The organism is Pseudomonas libanensis (assembly GCF_001439685.1).
Classification (GTDB): Bacteria; Pseudomonadota; Gammaproteobacteria; order Pseudomonadales; family Pseudomonadaceae; genus Aquipseudomonas; species Aquipseudomonas libanensis.
Genome location: NZ_JYLH01000002.1, coordinates 145,160 through 165,122, shown reverse-complemented (window position 1 = coordinate 165,122; position 19,963 = coordinate 145,160). Strand labels below are relative to the sequence as shown.

At 58.7% G+C, this 19,963-nt stretch carries 18 protein-coding genes; 7 read left to right on the top strand and 11 right to left on the bottom strand.

Going from position 1 to position 19,963, the window contains the following annotated elements:
• Positions 1 to 29: 29 nt before the first annotated feature.
• Positions 30 to 236, bottom strand: coding sequence for an RNA polymerase sigma factor sigma-70 region 4 domain-containing protein (locus TU73_RS03420; RefSeq protein WP_057010985.1), 207 nt, complete (start codon positions 234 to 236; stop codon positions 30 to 32).
• 365 nt (positions 237 to 601) lie between these two features.
• Between TU73_RS03420 and TU73_RS03415 the strand changes: the two genes are divergently transcribed.
• The gene (locus TU73_RS03415) at positions 602 to 1,516 is read left to right on the top strand and encodes a hypothetical protein (protein ID WP_156421194.1); all 915 of its coding nucleotides are present in this window, start codon (positions 602 to 604) and stop codon (positions 1,514 to 1,516) included.
• A 32-nt stretch (positions 1,517 to 1,548) separates the two neighbouring features.
• Here TU73_RS03415 and TU73_RS03410 read toward each other — a convergent pair whose 3' ends face one another.
• The 8 genes from TU73_RS03410 to TU73_RS03375 all read right to left on the bottom strand — a co-directional run bounded on the left by TU73_RS03410 (position 1,549) and on the right by TU73_RS03375 (position 8,450).
• Complete coding sequence (locus tag TU73_RS03410) at positions 1,549 to 1,959, bottom strand: hypothetical protein (protein WP_057010983.1); 411 nt, start codon at positions 1,957 to 1,959, stop codon at positions 1,549 to 1,551.
• Positions 1,960 to 1,992: 33 nt separating this feature from the next.
• On the bottom strand, positions 1,993 to 2,169 hold the full coding sequence (locus TU73_RS29215) for a hypothetical protein (RefSeq protein WP_197674128.1): 177 nt from the start codon (positions 2,167 to 2,169) through the stop codon (positions 1,993 to 1,995).
• The gene (locus tag TU73_RS03400; protein WP_057010981.1) at positions 2,150 to 2,887 is read right to left on the bottom strand and encodes a thioesterase II family protein; all 738 of its coding nucleotides are present in this window, start codon (positions 2,885 to 2,887) and stop codon (positions 2,150 to 2,152) included. Before TU73_RS03400 ends, TU73_RS29215 begins: the two co-directional genes overlap by 20 nt.
• 678 nt (positions 2,888 to 3,565) lie before the next feature.
• The gene (hxsA, locus tag TU73_RS03395) at positions 3,566 to 4,174 is read right to left on the bottom strand and encodes a His-Xaa-Ser repeat protein HxsA (protein ID WP_057010980.1); all 609 of its coding nucleotides are present in this window, start codon (positions 4,172 to 4,174) and stop codon (positions 3,566 to 3,568) included.
• Entirely contained in the window at positions 4,171 to 5,406 is a 1,236-nt protein-coding gene (gene hxsC / locus TU73_RS03390) for a His-Xaa-Ser system radical SAM maturase HxsC (protein ID WP_057010979.1), read from the bottom strand. Before hxsC ends, hxsA begins: the two co-directional genes overlap by 4 nt.
• On the bottom strand, positions 5,406 to 6,893 hold the full coding sequence (gene hxsB, locus TU73_RS03385; RefSeq protein WP_057010978.1) for a His-Xaa-Ser system radical SAM maturase HxsB: 1,488 nt from the start codon (positions 6,891 to 6,893) through the stop codon (positions 5,406 to 5,408). The genes hxsC and hxsB overlap by 1 nt, the downstream gene beginning before the upstream one ends.
• Positions 6,890 to 7,189, bottom strand: coding sequence for a His-Xaa-Ser system protein HxsD (gene hxsD, locus TU73_RS03380; protein WP_039612946.1), 300 nt, complete (start codon positions 7,187 to 7,189; stop codon positions 6,890 to 6,892). Before hxsD ends, hxsB begins: the two co-directional genes overlap by 4 nt.
• A 346-nt stretch (positions 7,190 to 7,535) precedes the next feature.
• Positions 7,536 to 8,450, bottom strand: coding sequence for a LysR family transcriptional regulator (locus tag TU73_RS03375; RefSeq protein WP_046068070.1), 915 nt, complete (start codon positions 8,448 to 8,450; stop codon positions 7,536 to 7,538).
• 256 nt (positions 8,451 to 8,706) lie between these two features.
• Here TU73_RS03375 and TU73_RS03370 point away from each other — a divergent pair, with 256 nt between their 5' ends.
• From TU73_RS03370 to pgm, 4 genes are all read left to right on the top strand, one after another.
• Positions 8,707 to 9,729: a zinc-dependent alcohol dehydrogenase family protein gene (locus TU73_RS03370; protein WP_043049405.1), complete on the top strand. Its 1,023-nt coding sequence runs from the start codon at positions 8,707 to 8,709 to the stop codon at positions 9,727 to 9,729.
• Positions 9,730 to 10,434: 705 nt separating this feature from the next.
• Entirely contained in the window at positions 10,435 to 11,859 is a 1,425-nt protein-coding gene (locus TU73_RS03365) for a hypothetical protein (RefSeq protein WP_173668886.1), read from the top strand.
• Between the two features lie 33 nt (positions 11,860 to 11,892).
• On the top strand, positions 11,893 to 13,299 hold the full coding sequence (locus TU73_RS03360; protein ID WP_057010976.1) for an aminotransferase-like domain-containing protein: 1,407 nt from the start codon (positions 11,893 to 11,895) through the stop codon (positions 13,297 to 13,299).
• A gap of 103 nt (positions 13,300 to 13,402) precedes the next feature.
• Positions 13,403 to 15,046: a phosphoglucomutase (alpha-D-glucose-1,6-bisphosphate-dependent) gene (gene pgm, locus TU73_RS03355; RefSeq protein WP_057010975.1), complete on the top strand. Its 1,644-nt coding sequence runs from the start codon at positions 13,403 to 13,405 to the stop codon at positions 15,044 to 15,046.
• Between the two features lie 161 nt (positions 15,047 to 15,207).
• Here the strand turns inward: pgm and TU73_RS03350 are convergent, their stop codons facing one another.
• Positions 15,208 to 15,903: a pirin family protein gene (locus TU73_RS03350; protein ID WP_057010974.1), complete on the bottom strand. Its 696-nt coding sequence runs from the start codon at positions 15,901 to 15,903 to the stop codon at positions 15,208 to 15,210.
• A 218-nt stretch (positions 15,904 to 16,121) separates the two neighbouring features.
• Here TU73_RS03350 and TU73_RS03345 point away from each other — a divergent pair, with 218 nt between their 5' ends.
• Positions 16,122 to 18,566, top strand: coding sequence for a UvrD-helicase domain-containing protein (locus TU73_RS03345; protein WP_057010973.1), 2,445 nt, complete (start codon positions 16,122 to 16,124; stop codon positions 18,564 to 18,566).
• Between the two features lie 50 nt (positions 18,567 to 18,616).
• On the opposite strand, the gene TU73_RS03340 is transcribed toward TU73_RS03345, so the two are convergent.
• On the bottom strand, positions 18,617 to 18,889 hold the full coding sequence (locus tag TU73_RS03340; RefSeq protein WP_057010972.1) for a DUF1652 domain-containing protein: 273 nt from the start codon (positions 18,887 to 18,889) through the stop codon (positions 18,617 to 18,619).
• A gap of 257 nt (positions 18,890 to 19,146) precedes the next feature.
• Here TU73_RS03340 and TU73_RS03335 point away from each other — a divergent pair, with 257 nt between their 5' ends.
• On the top strand, positions 19,147 to 19,956 hold the full coding sequence (locus TU73_RS03335) for an AraC family transcriptional regulator (protein ID WP_057010971.1): 810 nt from the start codon (positions 19,147 to 19,149) through the stop codon (positions 19,954 to 19,956).
• The last annotated feature ends 7 nt before the right edge of the window (positions 19,957 to 19,963 follow it).

Sequence of the window (19,963 nt, the reverse complement as noted above, 5' to 3'; positions counted from 1 at the left end):
CGTGGTTTCACCTGGTCGGCCAGGCAGGCTCAATTGGTTTGTGGGCCGCGCCCGCGATGCGCGGTGATGCGGTTGTAAATGTTGGGTGCCGTGACCGCCATTTCTTTGCTGATCTCCGGGACTGAGTAGCCTTTGTCATAGAGATGTTGCAAGAAAGCGTCTTGGTCACGCCGGGCAAGCTGGCCGTAAAAGCCGCGATTTATTTCTTTCTGGATGCCTGAGAAAAAACCAAACATAGGGACCTCTGTATTTGACTCGCGTCATGTTGATGGTGGGAGGAGAAGGCGTGGCTTGGGCCGCTCCTTCTGTATGCAAGCCCCTTGTAAACCCCGGATTTGGAGTCTGAGTGAGCTAGCCGGTTGCAGGTTATTCACTCTGCTGCTTATCGGCCATCCCAACCTGGGTAGCACCCAGCATGGTGTGATTTATGCGAACAGACGAATACACGGATGACGAAGTCGAGACAAAGGACAAGTGGGACAAACTGTTCTGGATTGAGCTCGCTAAGCGCAAAGAGCGCTTGGTAACCGGGGATGCACACCTGATGTTTGTTCAATTGCATGATCAAATAGCCTAGGCCATCGATACACCCGGCCAAGTGATGGATGAGCCCATCGAAGGCATAAGGGGGGCTGCGGTCCTTTTGGACGCGTTTCAGTGGCAGTACGACCCGGCTGATGAGGCTGATGACGAACACCAGGCTCAGTTGTTGCGGGACACGATGAATCGCTTCGAAAGCCAGATTGATGAAGTTTGGTCAAGGTTGCAGTTCACGCGGGGCTTCCGACTTGCCGACCTGGCCGTAGAAAACGAACTTGAGCTGATGTGGGATTGGTGGGTATTCATCAACTCTTCAGCCGGGCGTGAGGAAATGGGTATCACCACCGGAAAGTTCTCATACCATGGCAAGCAGAGCCGAATGGACGAGGACCATGAGCCGCCACGGATGATTGAGGTCCATACGTTCTATAACCGCCCCGGGCAGTCTCCCATCCCTGTTTCCAATCGCAGTGTCAGGAGCTTCACCACTGACGTGGATGAAGTGATCATCAACGGCAAACGGGTCACCGATAGTGTAATTGTGGTGTTTGACTCCGAAACTCCAGCGCCATCCAGAAGGGAAATCGTGAACGCCGCTTATTCCGGCAGAGGAATGATTCGTGCACGGCGTTTAGCGGATGCCAGTGCAAAAGGCGATTACGTCAGACTGCAACGCTTGCTCGACGAACCGTCGCCGGCCACGGATTTTGTCGACTTATTCGAGCCTGTACAGGCGCATAAATTGTTCAAGACACTCACCAGCGTTGCGCCGTTGATTCGAGGGCTATTCGCCTGGGATCTTCACCATGACCAGGGACTCAGCAAAGCGCAGGCCTGCCGAGTAACGGCGGAAAAACTACCTGGAATGGGCACTACCCCACGCAGCGTCAACAATGCGCTTATCTCGGTGGGAGAAAAGATCAACGGCTACCAACCCGAGCAATTGCCTTGGATTTTTCAACGCTTTGGCGATTGAGGGTTCCGTCGCCGGAACCCGGTCGCGTTGAGCTAGGCAGCGCCGTATTGGGCGATACGCCGTTGTGCCAGCGCCTCGCCCTCGGCCTGCGTCGCCGCGGTTTCATAACGAATGCCAAAGGCTTGTTCGCCCATCTTGCCCATGGCATCGAAATGCGCACGACGCGCCTCATCGGCAAGCACGCTGATCAAGCTGATACACAAATGGCCAAAGGCCTCCTTGTGCGTCTTCAACCACAGGCTGCGCAGCTTGCGGTCGGCGTGGGCTTCGTCGTCCCCAGGTTCCAGGTAGATCAACACAAAGGGTACGCCATGGGCCATGACGGCCTCGATTTCGGCTTGCCACTGTGCACCGTAGCCCGGTACGACCACATCGTTGCGCACGATGCAGAGTGGAAAGCGGCTGATGTCGTGAACGATAAAAGGGTGAATATCCAACGGCATGGCTAATCTCGATCCAGGTAATTAAGGGCTTATTCAGCGCGGCGGGTGTTGCAGGGCTTCTGACAGCCAGCCCAATAGCTGCGTGCGTTGCTGACGCAGGAAAAAGTGCCCGCCGTATACCAGGCGCCAGTCGAAACCGGCTGCTGCGTGCCGTTTCCAGCGGCGCGCGGCTTCCACCGTGACCAGGTGATCATCGCTGGCGGCAATCATCACCATCGGCACCGCCAGGGTCGTATCGGCTGCTACGCAGTAGCCTTCCGACAAGGCACTGTCGCGTGCCGCCCAGGTGTCGGACTTCGAGGGCGAAATCCTCCTCGCTGTAGTCCGACACTTTGCGCTGGATCGGCAAACTCGGCGCCGGGCATGCCATCAGGAATAGCAACTGCGCGTGGCGCTCCTCGCTGACCAAGGCCCGCGCCACTTCGAAGGCGACTTTGCATCCCAGGCTGCAACCCAGCAGTGCCCAGGGTTTGTCGGTGTAGGGCCGGATCGCGTCGACGAGCTGGCGCACCAGTTGCGTCATATCCTGAATGCCGGGCTCGGCGATGCGGCTTTCGCGCCCTGGCAATTGCACCGGGCACAGCTTCCAAGGCCCAGGCAGTTGCCATTGGCGATACACCGAAGCGCCGCCACCAGAGTAGGGCAGGGCGAACACCTGATAGCCGCGTGCGGCGTCCGGCTGCTCCAGCGTGAACCAGCGTTCGTGGTCGGGCGCTTGGCCGGCAAATGCCGCATCCAGGCGCTTGGAGCGCTCGATCAGGCCGTGCGCCGCCGTCGGCTCGACCAAGCCCTGTACCGGGCCTTTGCGCCACTGATAAATGCGGTAGTCAGCGGCACCGTTTTCCAAGGCATCGAACAGCGAAGAGTCCGGAGTCGCCAGGTACCGTTCCAACTCTTCGCGCAGTTCAGGTTTGCCCAGTGTCTTCAAGGCCGCATCCAGCCGTTGCCACACGCTGGCAGGTGCCGCCCACCAGAGGGATGTGTTGCAATAGCCCGCTGGTCTGTTTGGTCAGAGGTTAATCCACAACTGCGCTCAATGGCTGGGTCTTCAATCAGGCTGTTTACATAGCCTGTTAACCAACTATGGCTGTTATCTTAGGTCGACCAAATTTAGGCCTCAAAAGGGGGCCTATAACTCGGCTCAGGGTAGCAGCCAAGTGCTGTTTGGGGTGATGGACCGGATGCCTACTGCTCGGCACTGCTCCAGAATCGGCAGAATGTAGGTGATGTTGGTACGCCCCGGCTTGCCATCCGCGCGGTAACGAGCCCGCCTGGCACAGTGGGCCGGCTTTTTCGTACGTATGGTTGGAGCTGATTTCAGCCGCTTGCGCTTGGCCGAAATGATTGTTTTCGGCAAGGTAGTTCAACATTTGCTGGAAAGCTGCTCGAGTCAGCGCCAACTGCGAGTCTTCCGATTCTGTCTCAATCACAACGCGATTTGCATCAACGGTCGTGATACAGAAATGGGCTCTACGCGACGGTGTTTGCAGTTCCTTGCCTTACTGGCGGCTGATCAATGCCCAGAGAGTGTTGTCGACTTGAATGATGTGCTGCATGGGATAATTCCTTCGTTGCTGAACGGACACTAGCTTTAACCTGAAGCGACTTATGGAATCTTGATCCCCAACGCATTCAGCGATGGCGTATCCATCCGGCCATTCACAGTCAGCCCACTGTCCATCTGAAAGGCCATCAACGCACCACGTGTCGCCTTGCCCATCACCCCATCAATGGTGCCTTGGTAATACTGGCGCACCATCAGCGCGGTCTGCACACGGGTGACCAGGTTGCTTTTCTGCTCATTGGTCGCGCGGCTCTTTGAAGTGCTCGAACTTGTCCCGCTGGTAGTGCCAGACGACTGATAAAGGCTGTTGCTGCTCGGGGTGCTGCTCGAAGCACTCGGCGCGCTGTAGCTTCGGGTACTGGTAGCGGGTGGGCTGTAGTAGCGAGGTGCGCTATAGCCACCCGAGCCGCTGTAGTGAGAACTGTGCGAACTGTGGGACCGGTGTGAACTGTGCGAGCGATGTGCCGCATAGATGTTGACGGTGTCTGGCGCATTGAGCGTATCGGCAAATACCGGGGGCTGTAGCTTGTCGTTGGGTTGCCAGTTCGCATCGGCGAGCGACAGATGGCCCGCCTGTACCAGGGTGGTACCTGCCATTGGCAGCAAGCTGATCCCACTGATCAGGACTTTCCAGCGGTCGAGCAATTTCACTGTGCACTCCTTGCATAGGCGCTAAAGGCCTCGGTCGATAGTAGTCGTACGCCGCGGCTCTGCCAGCGGTCGGTGTGGGATTTGAAGAAGCCAGAGCAATGTTTGACGGCAGCGCATTGCTGGCAGGTATCGATGAACAGGTTCTTCCAGTCCGAGATGCTCTGACGGGCGAAACGCGAGAGGTGGGCCGGGATCAGGCACAGGGGCAAGTTATAGATCGAAACCGGCACTCCGCGGTTGAACAGGAAATACACGGCCTGGCTCAACGACTCCTGATAGTCCAGCGGGTCAATCCACAGTTCTTCGTAGTTCTTTCTGGCCAGGCCGGTACTTTCGATACCCATCAGCGCAACATGCCGCACGAAGGGTAGGTTCCTGAACACGTAGTGGGCGAGCTCGGGCAAGCGTGGCGTGGTCAGGCGATTGAGCACCACGCGTATCTCGATGATCTGGTTGGCGCGTGCCAGGTTGTAAAGACCTTGCAGGGTTTCGCTGAACGCGCCTGGAGCTTGCACCACATGGTCATGGTCTTCGGCATTGTCGGCATACAGCGGGATGCCCCAGCTCAACTGAGGGTGGCTGATGTAAGAGAGCGCTGCGATCCAGCTCGGGTCTTGGAACAGACGCCCGTTGCTGAGCACATGAATGGATTTCTGCGGCAAAACGGCTTTGCACTTGGCTAGGATTTCGAGCAGGCCATCGCGATAAAGCGTGGGTTCTCCGCCGCTGATTCCCAGATTTTCCTCGCCCGGGTCCATCAGGTCGATCAGCCGTAGGTTCTCCTCGATGTGCCAACGGTCATCGATATCTTTGGGCGGCTGCGAGCACATCAGACAGAGGCTGTTGCAACGATCGGTCATGAACAGCAGGTTGCTGTCTGAGCCTCGTCGATAGAGCACTCGCACCAACGCGTTGCCTGGTGTGATGGCAATGACATCGCCGGGCTGCACGACATCCGCATCTTTGGGGGTGTGCAGGTGTGGCCGCGCGCTGTCGAAGTCGCCGATCAATGGCTCCGGGATCAGGAATCCACCTACTGGTAGTGAGAGCAGACGCGGGCTCCGTAGCCGTTCTTCATTTGGTAGCCAAAGCAGCAGGTCACCGAATTCAGCGCTTCCCGCACAAACAGCCAGGCCTTGTTCGATGAACTCATCCAGAGTGATGACCTTGAGCAGTTTCGGCTCATTCAGGTGATGAATTTCGAAGTGGGTCTCTTTGCGAAGCATCGCCATCAGCCCCTATAACCCGGAAACCGGACATCGTTGTAAGAGCGCCTGTTCAACCAAGACAGCAGTACCCTCTGCACGTTGTCGTCGCCATCGCCAAGCAGGCCGAAAAGATGCTTCAGCAGCCCCATGTTCTTCTTGCAGAAGCTGCTGAACACTCGGTGTCCGATCGGGTCAGCTTGGCGGGCATAGTGTTCGACGGGGTCAGCACCACAGTAAGGGACAAGTGCGCAGTCGGAGCAGCCCGGCAGCGCCTCTGCTACACCACTGGCGAGCAACGCATTCATAACGGGCGATGCGAGTAATTCAGACAAGGGTTGCTGCACGGTGCCGAGCCTCAAGCCGTCTTCACCCATCTCCAGCAACATTCGGGCTTCGTCCGAGGGATAGACGTAACCGTCATAGTTGTAAACCAGCGCCGCAGTGCCTGCGCCAGCAGGGGAGCGCAGGTCTACATAGCCGGAGGAGAAGGGTGTCAGGATATTCTTCAGCAACAGGCTCGTATAACTCTCTGAGAGGTATACGCCCTGTTGGTTGATACGCAGCAAATAGGTCAGTGCCTTCTTGTAGAAGGCCAGATATCGCTCAATAGGGTAATCAAGTCGATGGGCACTCTTGGTGGCAAACCCATAAGGGCTCAGAGGCCGAAGCGAGATGCTGGAGAAGCCCTGGCTTACATACTCATCGATGATCGCTTCAGGTTGTTCGAGGCTTCTTGAAGTCAGCGTGGTCAGCGCGGAAACTGCATCATGGCCAAGGCGCTCACGGACCCACTGGATGCCTTTTACAGTGCGTTCGTAGGAGTCTCGTGACGGGGTAGGGCGGTTGGCATTGTGCAAGGGCGCCGGCCCATCGAGCGAGGTCGAAAACTGGATGCGATTTAGTTCTGCGAAGTCGAGTATTTCCTCCGTCAGGTGGTGCAGCGTGGTGGTAATGACGAACTGGATATCCCGTTGTTCGACCACGTTCCGTTCAACGACCCATTCGACAATCTGGCGGACGCGCTCGAAGGCCAGAAGCGGCTCGCCACCCTGAAACTCCACAGTCAGGGCGGGAGCGTTCGATTCGAACAGGCGATCGACCGCCGCCTGTGCATCCGCTTCCGACAGGTCGTGGCCGGATCCTCCCAGAGGGGCCCGCGACACCTGGCAGTACTGGCAGGTGTGGTTGCAGCGCAATGTAACCACGAACAAGTGCAGTGCAGGGCCCTGGAAGAGGAAGTCCTTGCGGCTGCGATACTGCGCGGCCATTTCCGGGAACGGGTCGTGGCGGCCTGGTTCGTAGATGAAGTGGCGGGCCAGCAGGTCCTTGTAAAAAGGCGTACTTGCTTGAACGTCGAAGTAACTGAGGGCTCGTAATTGCGCGTCGTTCACGTGCATGTACTCACCGGTATCGGAGGTGAGCAGGATGTCACGGTCATGTCCCGTGTTCATGCGCATGAATCGAAAAGGCAGCAAGCGGTAGTGCTTGGCGTCTGTCGCAATCAGTGTCACTGGGAAATCCCACATCCAGCGAGCGCGGCTCGGGCCAGGACTTCGCGCAACCCTACTGTTTCGCGGTTGATATGGTCGCGTAGGGCGAAGTCGTTCAGATGCTGAAGGATCAGCGAGTGAGCCTGCTCCGGGGAAAGCGTTAGCCTTGCTTCAGCGGGGTGGGCCGTGAGGCTTATCTGATTGGCTTCAATACCGACCTGGATCGTCACAGTGTCGGCCAGGGAATAAGCGGCGCGTTGCACCACGCTGAGCGGGTAGGCTGCGCTGTCGAGTTTCAGCGTGACTGGCCATGTCATCGGAACCGGTCCTTCAAATCCATTGGGAACGTGTGGATTTTGCCGGTTGCCGAGGCATTATGCCATCATAATTTTTTACATTTGCACGCATTTGTCCAGCGTGGTGGGTGGTGCGCTCACTACGGCTCGGTCATTGATACGAGGTAGGGTCGAGGGTTCATATCTCCCTCAGTCCACCCATCTTCATCTATAACCTGCTTGGCCTCAGGCTGGGGGCATCCTTTTCAACCCATCCAAAGTATGCTCTCAGATGTGCCCCCAATGTAGCAATCCACTGGAAGTGAATGGAACTCCATGGTTTGTTGAAAGGCAGAAATGATCAGATGAACAGCCTGCCCGACGACGCCTAAAGACTCTCAGGGTCGCCAAAAAACATCTGAATCCGCGACCTCAACCACCGCTCACCCGGGTCATTGTCCTGCGACCCACGCCAGGCCATGTGCAACTCAAACGAGCGCACCGGCAGCGGCGGGTCTTCCGCACGTAGACCACCTGCCGACGTCAGCGCCTCGGCGGCGTAGTCCGGCACGGTGGCCAGAATGTCCGTACCCGCCAGCAACGTGCCCAACCCATTGAACTGCGGGACGGCCAACACCACGTGGCGCTTGCGGCCGAGTTTCTCCAGCTCTTCATCAATAAAGCCGCTCAGGTCGCCGGCGAAGGACACCAGGGCGTGGGGGCGTGAGCAAAAGTCGTCCAGGCTCAACGAGCCGGGCACGCTGTCGGCACGCAGCAGCTTCGGCAGGCTGCGGCGCAGTACCTTGCGCTTGGCGTTGGCCGGCAGGTCGGCGGTGTAGCTGACGCCGATGGAGATTTCACCCGAGGCGAGCAAGCCGGGCATCAGGATGTAGTTGACGCGGCGCACCACCAGCACGATGCCTGGGGCTTCGGCGCGCAGGCGCTTGAGCAGTTGCGGCAGCAGGGCGAATTCCACGTCGTCGGAGAGGCCGATACGAAACACCGCAGTGCTGGTGGCGGGGTCGAATTCGGCAGCGCGGCTGACGGCGGTGGAAATCGAGTCCAGGGCCGGGGAGAGCAGGGCGAAGATTTCCACCGCGCGGGCCGAGGGTTCCATGCTGCGTCCGGTGCGCACAAACAGCGGGTCATCGAACAGCCCACGCAGGCGCGACAGGGCCGCGCTGATGGCCGGCTGGCCGAGGAACAATTTCTCGGCGGCACGGGTCACACTGCGCTCATGCATCAAGGTTTCGAATACGATCAAGAGGTTAAGGTCGACACGACGCAGGTCGTTACGGTTCATCTTGTGTCCTGGAAGAGTCTGTAGACTTGACGTGAGCGGCCATATAGCACGATTCAGCAGCATGACCGGCATGAATCTTACGGGGAAAGGCTGGTACTCTGCACCGGCTAATTGATTTTTCCTACGATAGTTGAGGTCTGCTCCTCCTTCGCGAAATCAATGACAGGCATGTCGACTATTAATGGCGACCGGTGGCCTTACCTGGAAAGCCCAGATAAAGTTCATGGCATTAGAGGTTACTTTGACGAGGTTTGCGATGTCCCGCACGATCCGTTTTCACAAGTTTGGTCCGGCCGAGGTGCTCAAATGCGAAGAGCATGCAGCCGCGCAGCCCGCACCGGGCGAAGTGCAGGTGCGTGTCGAGGCGATTGGCATCAGCTGGTACGACATTCTATGGCGCCAGAACCTGGCGTCTTCCCACGCTCGCCTGCCTTCGGGTCTGGGGCATGAAATGGCGGGTGTGGTTGTCGCCCTGGGTGACGGCGTGGATGACTTGGCTGTGGGCGACAAGGTGGCCAGTTTTCCGGCCGAAAGCCCCAACGATTACCCGGTGTATGGCGAGCAGATCATCTTGCCGCGTTCTGCCCTGACCCGTTACCCGGATGTCTTGAGCCCGATTGAAGCCAGCGTGCACTACACGCCGTTGCTGATTGCGTATTTCGCCTATATGGACCTGGCGCGGGTCAAGCCCGGGCAGTTTGCCCTGGTGACCGATGCCAGCCACTGTTCCGGCCCTTCGTTTGTGCAACTGGGCAAGGCCCTGGGCGTGCGGGTGATTGCCGCGACGAAAAACAGCGCCGAACGCGAATACCTGCTTTCCCTCGGGGCGGAAAAGGTCATTGTCACCGAAGAACAAGACCTGCTGATGCAGATCAACAAGTTCACTGACAACCGTGGCGTCGACGTCGTGTTCGATGGCCTGGGTGGCCCGCAGATGTCGTTGCTGGGTGACGTCCTGGCGCCCCGTGGCAGCCTGGTGTTGTATGGGTTGCAAGGTGGCAACCAGACGCCATTCCCGGCCTGTGCCGCGTTCCAGAAGAATATTCAGTTCTTCGTGCACTGTATCGGCAACTTCACCGGCAAGCCGGAGCTGGGCATCGTCCAGGATCAGGTGGCACTGCAGCGTGCCTTGCGTGACATCAACCAGTTGACGGCCGACCGTGTGCTTGTCCCACTCAAAACCACGGTATTTGCGTTCGATCAGTTCGTTGAAGCCCACCGCTATATGGACGAATGCCCATGCCGCGAGCGTGTCGCCTTGCAGGTTGAAGCTGTTTGAGCTGTAGGAGTATTCGCAAATGAATACGCTGGCGTCTGAGCCGATGAGGCAAATGCGCCATTTGACAGGGCTTAACCCACCCCGGGGTTGAGCCTGGCCAAGGGGACTCCGCCCCGCAAACAATACCTTTTTCCCCTTACGCCGCCCTGAAACCCAGTGCGGCGCTGTCGTGTGGGCGCCATTAATGTTTGGGGCCTGGCGAATCTGAACGGGTTTTCGGCGATAGTCTGTATCTGTTAATCATTACTTGAGCACCGATAATTGTGCCTACCCTGTCATCTCAAGGATTGAGCAATGATTGATTGCCTGATATTCCCGCCGCGTACTTCAGGAACTAAGGAAGGCGTCTCTGTGCAGCCTGAAAGTGTACTGAAAGCGCCCGGTTGTGTTGCAAGGAGCAGATTGAAATGGGTGATTAATACTCGTCAGATGTGTCCCTGGTTTTTTAGTTAAAGCAGTGTAGGAAGTTGTCGGAGTATTCCTAGGACCGGTAACCCAGCGCGTCTATGTCAAGCTGGAGCGCGATTTTCCCGAGGTTGAGCCACAGTGGGAAGGCATGGGGGTTGCCGGTGCTTTTATTGCAAGGTGCTAATGTTTAACTGTCTTTGCGCCGTGTGGCACCCGACACACCTACAGTCGTAATGGGTCGAGCAATTCATATTGATAGTTGCTTGAAACTGACACTTCAACTCAGGTAGTAGAATAATGAGCGCAATTCATGAGCAAGCCATGAACTATGTTTACCAACAAGTTCTGCAGCGTATGATCGGGCATCTCACGCAGGCCGAGCGGACTGTACTTCAATTGTTGGTCCAGCGAATTGTGGTGGCAGCCGGCGGCATGGAGCACGTGGGGCACTACAAAGTGCTGATCACCCACGGCGGCGGCGAGGTCAGCAGTTACACGCTGGCAATGTTGCGAGCCGCGCAACTGACCATCGCGGGCCGCGCGCCCAAGACGTTTCACCTGCGGGTTGCTACCCTGCGCTATGCCGGCATGACCCAGGCCACCCTCGACAACTTGAACCAAGGCTACAGCGCGCTGTTTTTTCATGACGACCCGCGTGTGGAGCTGTTGATGGTCGAGAACCGGGACGTCCAGCCTTTCAATGCGCAACGCCCGGCATCCAGCGTCGGGCGTGAGGTCAGTCAGCGCAATATGCTGCTGCTGGGCCACCTGACGTCCGGCGATATCCGCGCCACGCTGTGCAACGACACCTACCTGGCCTTCGGTGAGTTCTACCAATGCGTCGCCACTTGGAACGGCGGTGTGCATGCCATGGTCAGCGGTGACTCGCCACGCAAGCAAAGCCAATACCTGGCGTGGCTGAAAAAAACTGCGCTGGCAACCGGCCTTGATTTCGCGCCTGGCAAACCGATGTCGCTCAACCGGCTGTTTGCACGCATGGAGGAGTGGAGTATCGCTTGCTACCGTGACCTCTATGGGGAGCATTATGTGGGTTCAGAGGAGCTGGGCCGGCGCGGGTACCGTCATCTGGCCTATATCGGCATTGCCGACTTGCTCGATGATGTGGATGTACCCCGATCAACATTGCTGACTGACTTCCTGGCGCACAAGCCGGACCCGTTTGTTTTTCACTTCAGCCATCCTGCCGCCCCCAATCCATTACTCATGGCACACTTGCACGGCTTGCAGGCCCAGTGCCTGCGTGAGCTTTCCTATGAGCATGGCGTCGAGAGTTTTATTCGCCAGGCGATGGACTACATGCGCCATAGGAAAATCCCAAACGCATTGATCGCCGAGGCGTCAGGCGAGGATGGGCGCATCCTTTCCACCACCTACGCCCAAGAATTCTTCGGCTTGGACGAGGGGCAGTTGACCTGCCTGCTGTTCGCACCCTTCATTGAGCACGGCGAGCGGCTGGAGGGCTTCTTGCGTCAATGCCATCCCGGCATGCTGGTGGCGCTACCCGAACTGCACAAGGCGCTCCAAGGCAAGCCCGCTGCAGACATGCTGCAACAGTGGCTGGTGGATACCAGCGGGTTGCCGCTGCCGATATTGCAGCATGTGTACCGCAAGCGCCCGCTGCAGGCCGAGCGTGGCATCCTGGCATGCAAGCCGCGATTCACGCAGTCCGAAGCACCGACTGCACGGTTATCGGGGCGTTAGCGTGTATTCGTCTGTACGGGCCGGTGAGCGGCCATGAACCTTCGGGGAGAGCGGCAGGTAGACTTTGCCTATCAGGCGGTCTACCGCTACATGATCAACCTGATCAACGAAGTCAGTCTGGAAACACCGGTCAAGTTGCCATCCTTGCGACAGCTGTCGACGCGCTTGAACGTGTCGATCTCGACGATCCAATACGCCTACTCGCTGCTGGAGAAGGAAGGGCGGGTGTACTCGGTGGCCAAGTCCGGATACTTCGCCTGGCCGGTAGCCGCCAACCCACAGCTGATGGCGGGCGCTGACCTGCTCGAAAGGCTCTACGCGGCGGCGCGGCGGCCGGCCATGGTCGTGCTCAGTGGGGATGAGCCGGCGCTGCTGGGCTCGCTGGATGGTGACTTGCTGACGCTGGAGCGCAAATTGGTGCGCCGCTACCCGCACCAACTGCAACCCTGGTCGCAACCTTGTGGGGTGTGGGAGCTGCGCGCAGCGTTGGCGGCACGTTATACCTCGTCGCCTACCCGCTGCTGGCAGGCCGACGAGGTTTATATCGGGGCTGATCTACAGGGTGTGCTGGAGATACTGATTGACGCCCTGGGTCTCAAGGGCACCGTGTTGGTGACCGAATCACCCTGTGATTATCGGATCTTGCGCCTGTTGCAGGCTGCTGGTGTACGGGTGATCGAATTGCCCTGGCTTGCCGATGGCCGCTTCGACCTGGCGATGTTCGAGCACCTGTTGCGTCACGAACCCGTGCACCTGGTGCTGCTGTCATCGGTGGTGAGTATGCCATCAGGTACGGCGTTATCGGTTCCGGAGCGACTGCAGATTGCGCATTTGCTTGACCAACACGGGTGCTGGCTACTGGAGAACGACACCTTTGGTGAGCTGAGCTACACGCCATCCCAGGCCGCCCTGCGTCACTTGGTCAACCCGGAGCGGCTGATGGTGTTCTCGTCGTTCGAGAAGGTGTTGGGTCCGGAAGCGCCCTTTGGCTATTTACTGTCGCATCAAATGAGCAGTGAATTGCAGCGCCAGTTTTTACTGCGCTCATTTCGTTTGTCGTCAATCCGTCAGCGGGCCATTGCCCAGCTTTATCAGAGCGGGCGCTTTGATCAGCACCTGCGGTCATTGCGTCAACTTCTACAGGAGCAAGCGCAAGCCATGAGCCAGCGGCTGGACGCACGCCTGCATGGGCGCGTGAGCTACCGGGTGCCCATCGCCGGGGCGAGTTTCTGGTTGGAGTCGGTGGCGCCCGTGGATATGCGCCTGATCTTTCAGCGGATGCTCATGCAACAGGTCGTGATAGCGCCGGGCGAGTTATTCAGCCTCAGCGGCTTGCACCATCAGCATATGCGCTTGAGCCATACGTTCGCGGGCCAGCCCAACCTGGATGTCACCTTGGATGCGCTGGCTCAGGCGTTGCTCGAGGCGCAGACCGCCTAGAGTTTGAAATTTCTCTTCAGGCTGTAGGATCGATACCGTCGCGCAGTAGTCCAAGTCCCAGTAAACTGACACTTTTCCGAATCCTTCTTTTCGAGGTTTATGCATGACTATCAGTCCTTTTGCGGGCAAACCGGCGCCGGCCCAGTTGCTGGTGGATATCCCGCGACTGGTCACGGCCTATTACACCGGCCAGCCTGATGCAGCAATCTCTACCCAGCGCGTGGCCTTTGGCACCTCCGGGCACCGGGGCAGCTCATTCGAGCTGAGCTTCAACGAATGGCATGTACTCGCGATCAGCCAGGCCATCTGCCTGTACCGCGAAGCCCAAGGCATCAACGGGCCGTTGTTCGTCGGCCTGGACACCCATGCGCTGTCTACACCTGCCGGTGCCAGTGCCCTGGAAGTATTGGCCGCCAATGGCGTACACGTCATGCTGGCCGAAGGCGACGAGTACACGCCGACCCCGGCGATTTCCCACGCGATCATCTGCTACAACCGTGGCCGCACCAGCGGCCTGGCGGACGGTATCGTGATTACACCGTCCCACAACCCGCCGCAGAGTGGCGGTTACAAGTACAACCCACCTAATGGCGGCCCGGCCGATACCCACGTCACCAAGTGGATCGAAGCCAAGGCCAATGAACTGCTCGCCAACAAGCTGGCCGGGGTCAAGCGCATCACCCACGCCCAGGCGCTCAAGGCGGACACCACCCATCGCCATGACTACCTCAACAGCTATGTGGCCGACCTGGTCAACGTGATCGACATGGATGCGATCCGCAGCGCCGACCTGCGCCTGGGCGTGGACCCATTGGGCGGGGCCGGGGTGCGCTACTGGTCGGCGATTGCCGAGCACTACCGCCTGAACCTGGAGGTGGTGAACACCGAAGTCGATGCGACTTTCCGCTTCATGAGCGTCGACTGGGACGGCCAGATTCGCATGGACCCGTCGTCCAGCTACGCCATGCAGGGCCTGATCGGCCTCAAGGAGCGTTTCGACGTCGCGTTCGCCTGCGACCCGGACCACGACCGCCACGGCATCGTCACCCCGTCCGGCGGCCTGTTGGCGCCGAACAACTACCTGGCGGTGTCCATTGATTACCTGTTCCAGAACCGCCCTGACTGGCGCGCTGATGCTGCCGTGGGCAAGACCGTGGTCAGCAGCGGCTTGATTGATCGCGTCGCTGCGCGTATCGGTCGCCGTTTGTACGAAGTGCCGGTGGGCTTCAAATGGTTCGCCGACGGCTTGTTCGAAGGTTCGTTGGGCTTTGGTGGTGAAGAAAGCGCCGGTGCCTCGTTCCTGCGCAAGGACGGCACGGTATGGAGTACTGACAAGGACGGCTTGATCCCGGCTTTGCTGGCGGCGGAAATGACCTCGCGCAAAGGCCAGGACCCGAGCCAGATCTACCGCGGCCTGACCGACGCGCTGGGCGAGCCGTTTGCCATTCGCGTCGATGCCAAGGCGACCCCGGCGCAGAAAGCCCTGCTGGGCAAGCTCTCGCCGGAGCAAGTGACGTCCACGCAATTGGCCGGGGAGAGCATCCAGCAGATTCTCAGCCAGGCGCCGGGCAATAACCAGGCAATTGGCGGCTTGAAGGTCATGACCGAAAACGGTTGGTTTGCCGCACGGCCATCGGGCACCGAGGATATCTACAAGATCTATGCCGAGAGCTTTGTCGGTGAAGATCACCTCAAGCGGTTGGTGGAAGAGGCGCAGGTGCTTGTGGACGGGGCGATCGCCGAGTAGTAACGCCTAACCCAATGTGTGGGGGGGCAAGGCTAAATGCCGGTCAATTAAGGCTTTTTGTAGGAGCGAGCAAGCTCGCTCCTACAGACGCCGATGTGGGCTTAACTGACTGGCATTAGGACAAGCCCCTCGCACATTTCAGATACCAGCAGGGTTCAAGCTCAGGCCAGGTCGACCAATACGATCTCGCTGTCCTCGATCGCCGTCACCCGCAATACCTGCTCATCCTCAACCGCCATGCCATCTCGCGCCTGTGCCCGTAAACCATTGACGTCAATCACGCCTGTAGCCGGCACCAGGTACGCCCGGCGGCCGCTGTCCAGTCGGTACTCAGCGCTTTCCCCGGCTTTCAGGTTTGCCGCCACCAAGCGTGCATCGGCACGAATGCGCAGGCTTTCACTGTCGCCGGCCTTACCACTGGCAAGCGTCACAAATCCCTCACGGTTACCTTGTGGAAACGGTTTGGCGCCCCAGGACGGCGGCAGCCCAGCCTGATTCGGGATAATCCAGATCTGGAAGATCTTGGTCGGTGCAGCCTCCAGGTTGTATTCGCTATGGGCGATCCCGGTGCCCGCACTCATCACCTGCACATCACCCGCCTCGGTGCGGCCTTTGTTGCCCAGGTTATCGGCATGACTGATCGCCCCTTCACGCACATAGGTGATGATTTCCATGTCGCGGTGCGGGTGCTGGGGGAAACCGCTGCCCGGGGCGATGATGTCGTCGTTCCAAACCCGCAGGTTGCCCCAATGCATGCGCTCGGGGTCGTGGTATTCGGCGAAGGAAAAGTGATGATGGGCGTCAAGCCAGCCGTGATGGGCACCGCCCAGGGTGTTGAAAGGTCGAAGTTCAAGCATGATCGTCTCCTGTTGATGGGCCAATCATCCAGCAGCGGATCATCGAAAAAAAGCGTAAAAAATGCCTGATTCCTATCCGGTTATTCGATGGATGTTGTCTGTAACAACTTTCACTTCATCGCCTAACTGCATGACAGCAAAGCAATTGGCTGGAACTGAGCGCCGATTCCGGCGACCATGACGCCCTCATCACAGCCAATCTCATCGCAGGAGTCCGCGTGCCGCAACACAAGCCTGATCTGCCCCCCGAACTGCGCCCCTTGACCGAAATGCCGCTATTGAAACGACTGGCCGCTCGCCTGTTCGGCCACGGCCTCACTCGGTTGCGCGCGCAGCACCGGTTCTCCTGGTTGCATGGCCAAGCCGATGGCTTTCGCAGCGGGCACGAGGCGGGTGTGGAATATGGTTATCGCGAGGGCAAGGCCGATGGCATTGAGGAGGGCCGACAGGTCCTGTTGATCCGCGACTTCCGTCCCGACGAACACCCTGCGCCGGGGGTGGATGACTGCCTGTTCGACGATTGGCGGCTGCCGCTCACGGCGGATGTGAAGAAACGCATGAAGGCGGATGTGGCGGGGCGGCTGCCGGCCCATGCGCAGCCAAGTGCCGCGCAGTGGAAGATGATCTTCAGCGATACGCCCTCGACTTCGGTGATCGCCGGGGCCGGCGCGGGTAAATCCACATCCTTGGTGCTGCGCATCCTGCTGCTGACCCATTACCTGGGCTTTGAGCTGAGCTCGATGACGGTGGTGACCTTTACTCGCGAGTCGCGTAAAGATTTCATTCACAAACTCATGGAAACTCTCAGCTTGTGGGGCCAACCCCTTGGCATGAAGGAAGCCCAGGCTGTAGTGCGTACCTTCCACTCGCGCATCCTGCCAATGGTGCGCAGCCTGCCGGGCTTCGAGCGTCTGCAGGCCTTTGAAAACCTCAGCGACGGTTCTGCGGACGCCGACAGCAACCCCTTCGACCTGCGCATCGGCGACGCCCAGCGTCAGCAGATGAATGCCTGCTATCACCGCCTGTATGGCCGCCACCAGCGCTTTCGCGAGCTGATTGCGCCGCTGGCCCGCCAAGGCCTGCAACTCAAGGAGCTGGAGCGCGATCATCCGGACGTGCAAAAACGCATCGCGGTGACAGAACTGGCGGCCAAACGTGATGACGAACTTTGCGATGTGATCGAAGACCTGTGGTTTCGCGCCGGGGCGTGGCCGATAAAGGGTATAGAGCCCAGCCGCCAGACCTTTGAAATCAACGGTGCGCAATTTCATTGTCACGGCTATATCCCGGCCCTGGATGCGTGGGTGGTACTGGGTTTCGATGCGCGGGAAAACGCCCAGCTCAGCCGACCGAACGCCAAGCTATCCGTACGTGCAGAGTGGGCGGTCAAGCGCACGTTGTTTCAAGCTTTCTGTCGTAAGCCTATGATATGGCTGGATAACTATGAGGCTTCAAAGCGCTTGATCAGCAGCCTGGCCGGCGATGCGACGGCCGGGCCTGGGTTTGATTACAAGGTCAAAGGCGAACTGGCCTCGATGCCGCTGTTGGATAGTTTTGTGATGGCTGCCGGGTTTATCGAGAACCTCGGGTTGGACGTACCGACGGCCGTGGGCCAGATGCGCTTTGCCAAGGACGATCCGGATCGGTTGTTCTTTGAGGCCCTGAGTATTTTCTGGAAGGCCCTGGAAGATCACCTGCTGGATCAATCGCCGCCGATCATGACCTACAACCGGATGTTCTCCCTGTTCGGTGAAAACACCCCGGAAAACCTCAAGTTGCTCAGCGATCCGTTGCTGCGGCCTATGTCGCACTTGATGATCGACGAATTCCAGGATGTCTCGCCACAGATTGTCTCGTGGATACGCGCGAGCCTCAGGGAGATCCGCAGTCGCGGGCCGGCGATGCATGTGGGGCGCGGCGCACAGCGTTCTTCTTTGCTATGCGTAGGGGATGACTGGCAATCAATCTATGGTTGGCGTGGCAGTTCGCCCAAGTACTTCATGCACTTCAATAACGAATTTGCCTCGCCAAGTACCACCCGCGTGATGCTGGCGGAGAACTATCGCAGCCACCAGCACATCATCGATGCGGCCGAACATGTCGTGCGCAGCGCACCGGCAATTCCCGGCAAGAAGGCCAAGGCCAGTGGCGCGCCCGAGGCACTCGTGCCTGTGATGGTGCTCGAACGCGACGATGCGGCGCTGGGCCGGCGATTGCTGGAGCACTATCAGCGGGGTGAGACGGTGTTAATGCTGTATCGAAGAAGCAGCGATAAGCTACTGATTCAAGAGCATATTCAGGCTGTAGTTAATGTGGATTCTAGCTTGCCGCCCCACGAGCGCAGGTTGAAACAGCTGACCTATCACAGCGCCAAGGGCCTGCAGGCGGATGCGGTATTTCTACTGGGGGACTGCCAACATCTCACCAGCTCGCCGTACAAGAATCAGGTCTACCGCATGGCGGGCCTGGGCAAGGACGGTGATAGCGAACCTTATGACACTGCGCAGAAAGAAGAAATATTGCGCCTGGCCTATGTTGGCATTACCCGGGCGGTCAGCCATTGCTATTGGTATGTGGAAAAGCCGGAAGGCCAGGGCGTGAATGTGCCCAGGGCCTCAGAGCGGGTGGATGGCAGAAAAGCCTTCTTCGATGACCAGCGTTGACCTCACAGCTGATACACAGCTGAATGAGGGAGGGGGCTGACAAATAGAATTCAGGCCCGCAACGACAACGGCGGCACAAAACACTCCAGCTCATCCTCCACCGCCTCGATGATGCGCTCCACATCTGCGGCGTTCATCACGGTGGCACAGGGGATGCCGGCGATGGCGATCACTGTCTCGCCGCTGGCCCGGTCAAACAGGCGGGCGACCATGCTGCCGGGGGCGTCCATGCTGCCCTCGAAGCCCAGCGGATGGAAATGCCAGCGCATCAACTGGCACGCGTTGGGAAATGTCACTTTGTTCATGTTGCCCACCTTGTTCATTGAGCGCTTCCTTTAGCTCGCGGCAGGGGTCAAGACCTCGCTGGTCATGACAGTGAAGACCTTAAAAATAGCATTCGTTCGCAAGTACACGTGGACTTTTTTAGCCCCGTTCGGCGGTTCTTTTCGCTAATTTTGACGTGGATCATGTCCTACGCAAGATTAGGCAAAAGGCCATTAGTCTGGAGGCCCATCTGACCATTGAAGGGGCGGGGTAAACTTCGGCATCCTCAAGCATTTTTTCCGCTGCAGAGCCCTTTATGCCTGACATGACCCCAGACGATGATTGTCGCAACACCCGAGCCACCCGTGAGTTGGTGCTGCGCCATCACCTGTGCTGGCGCCATCGCGATCTGGACGGCGTAATGGCTTACTACCACCCCGAGATCCAGTACCACGACTTCTTCCAGAACCGTGTGGTGGGTTATGCCGAACTGCGTGAGTACCTGCAGGCCAGCATGCCCCGTGAAGCAGACGAGGCGATCGAGCATACCGACCGTATCCGGGCCGATGGCGACACCGCGTTTATCCAGTACCGCATCACCTTGCGCGGCGGCCAGGGCCTGGTGTCGTTCCGCACCAGCGAAGCCATCACCGTGCGCGACGGGTTGATCTGGCGGGTCAATGAATATGCATCCCTGGTGCATGAGCAGCCTGCCCAGTCCATGCGTCCCACGGTCAGTCGCCTGGGCTTGTCGCCCCAGCAATTGGGGCATATGGCTAACGACCTGCAGCAGTACTTTGAATCCAGGCAACCCTATCTGGATCCGGACCTGGATCTGCAACGGGTCGCCAAGGAAGTTGGCTACAGCCGCAATCAGATCTCCTACCTGCTCAACCAGGTGCTGGGGCAGAGCTTCTACCGCTACGTTAACCAGGCGCGGCTCCAGCATCTGCTGGCTGCGCTGGACAGTGCCACTGCCCCTGTCAAAGTCGATGAGCTGGCTTTTGCCGCCGGGTTCAATTCACTTTCGGCGTTCTACAGTGCTTTCCGCCAGCACACCGGCCAATCGCCCAAGGCTTACGTCAAACAAATTTCCCTGCGTGCACGCGCGCAAGACAGTCCCTGACGCCGCG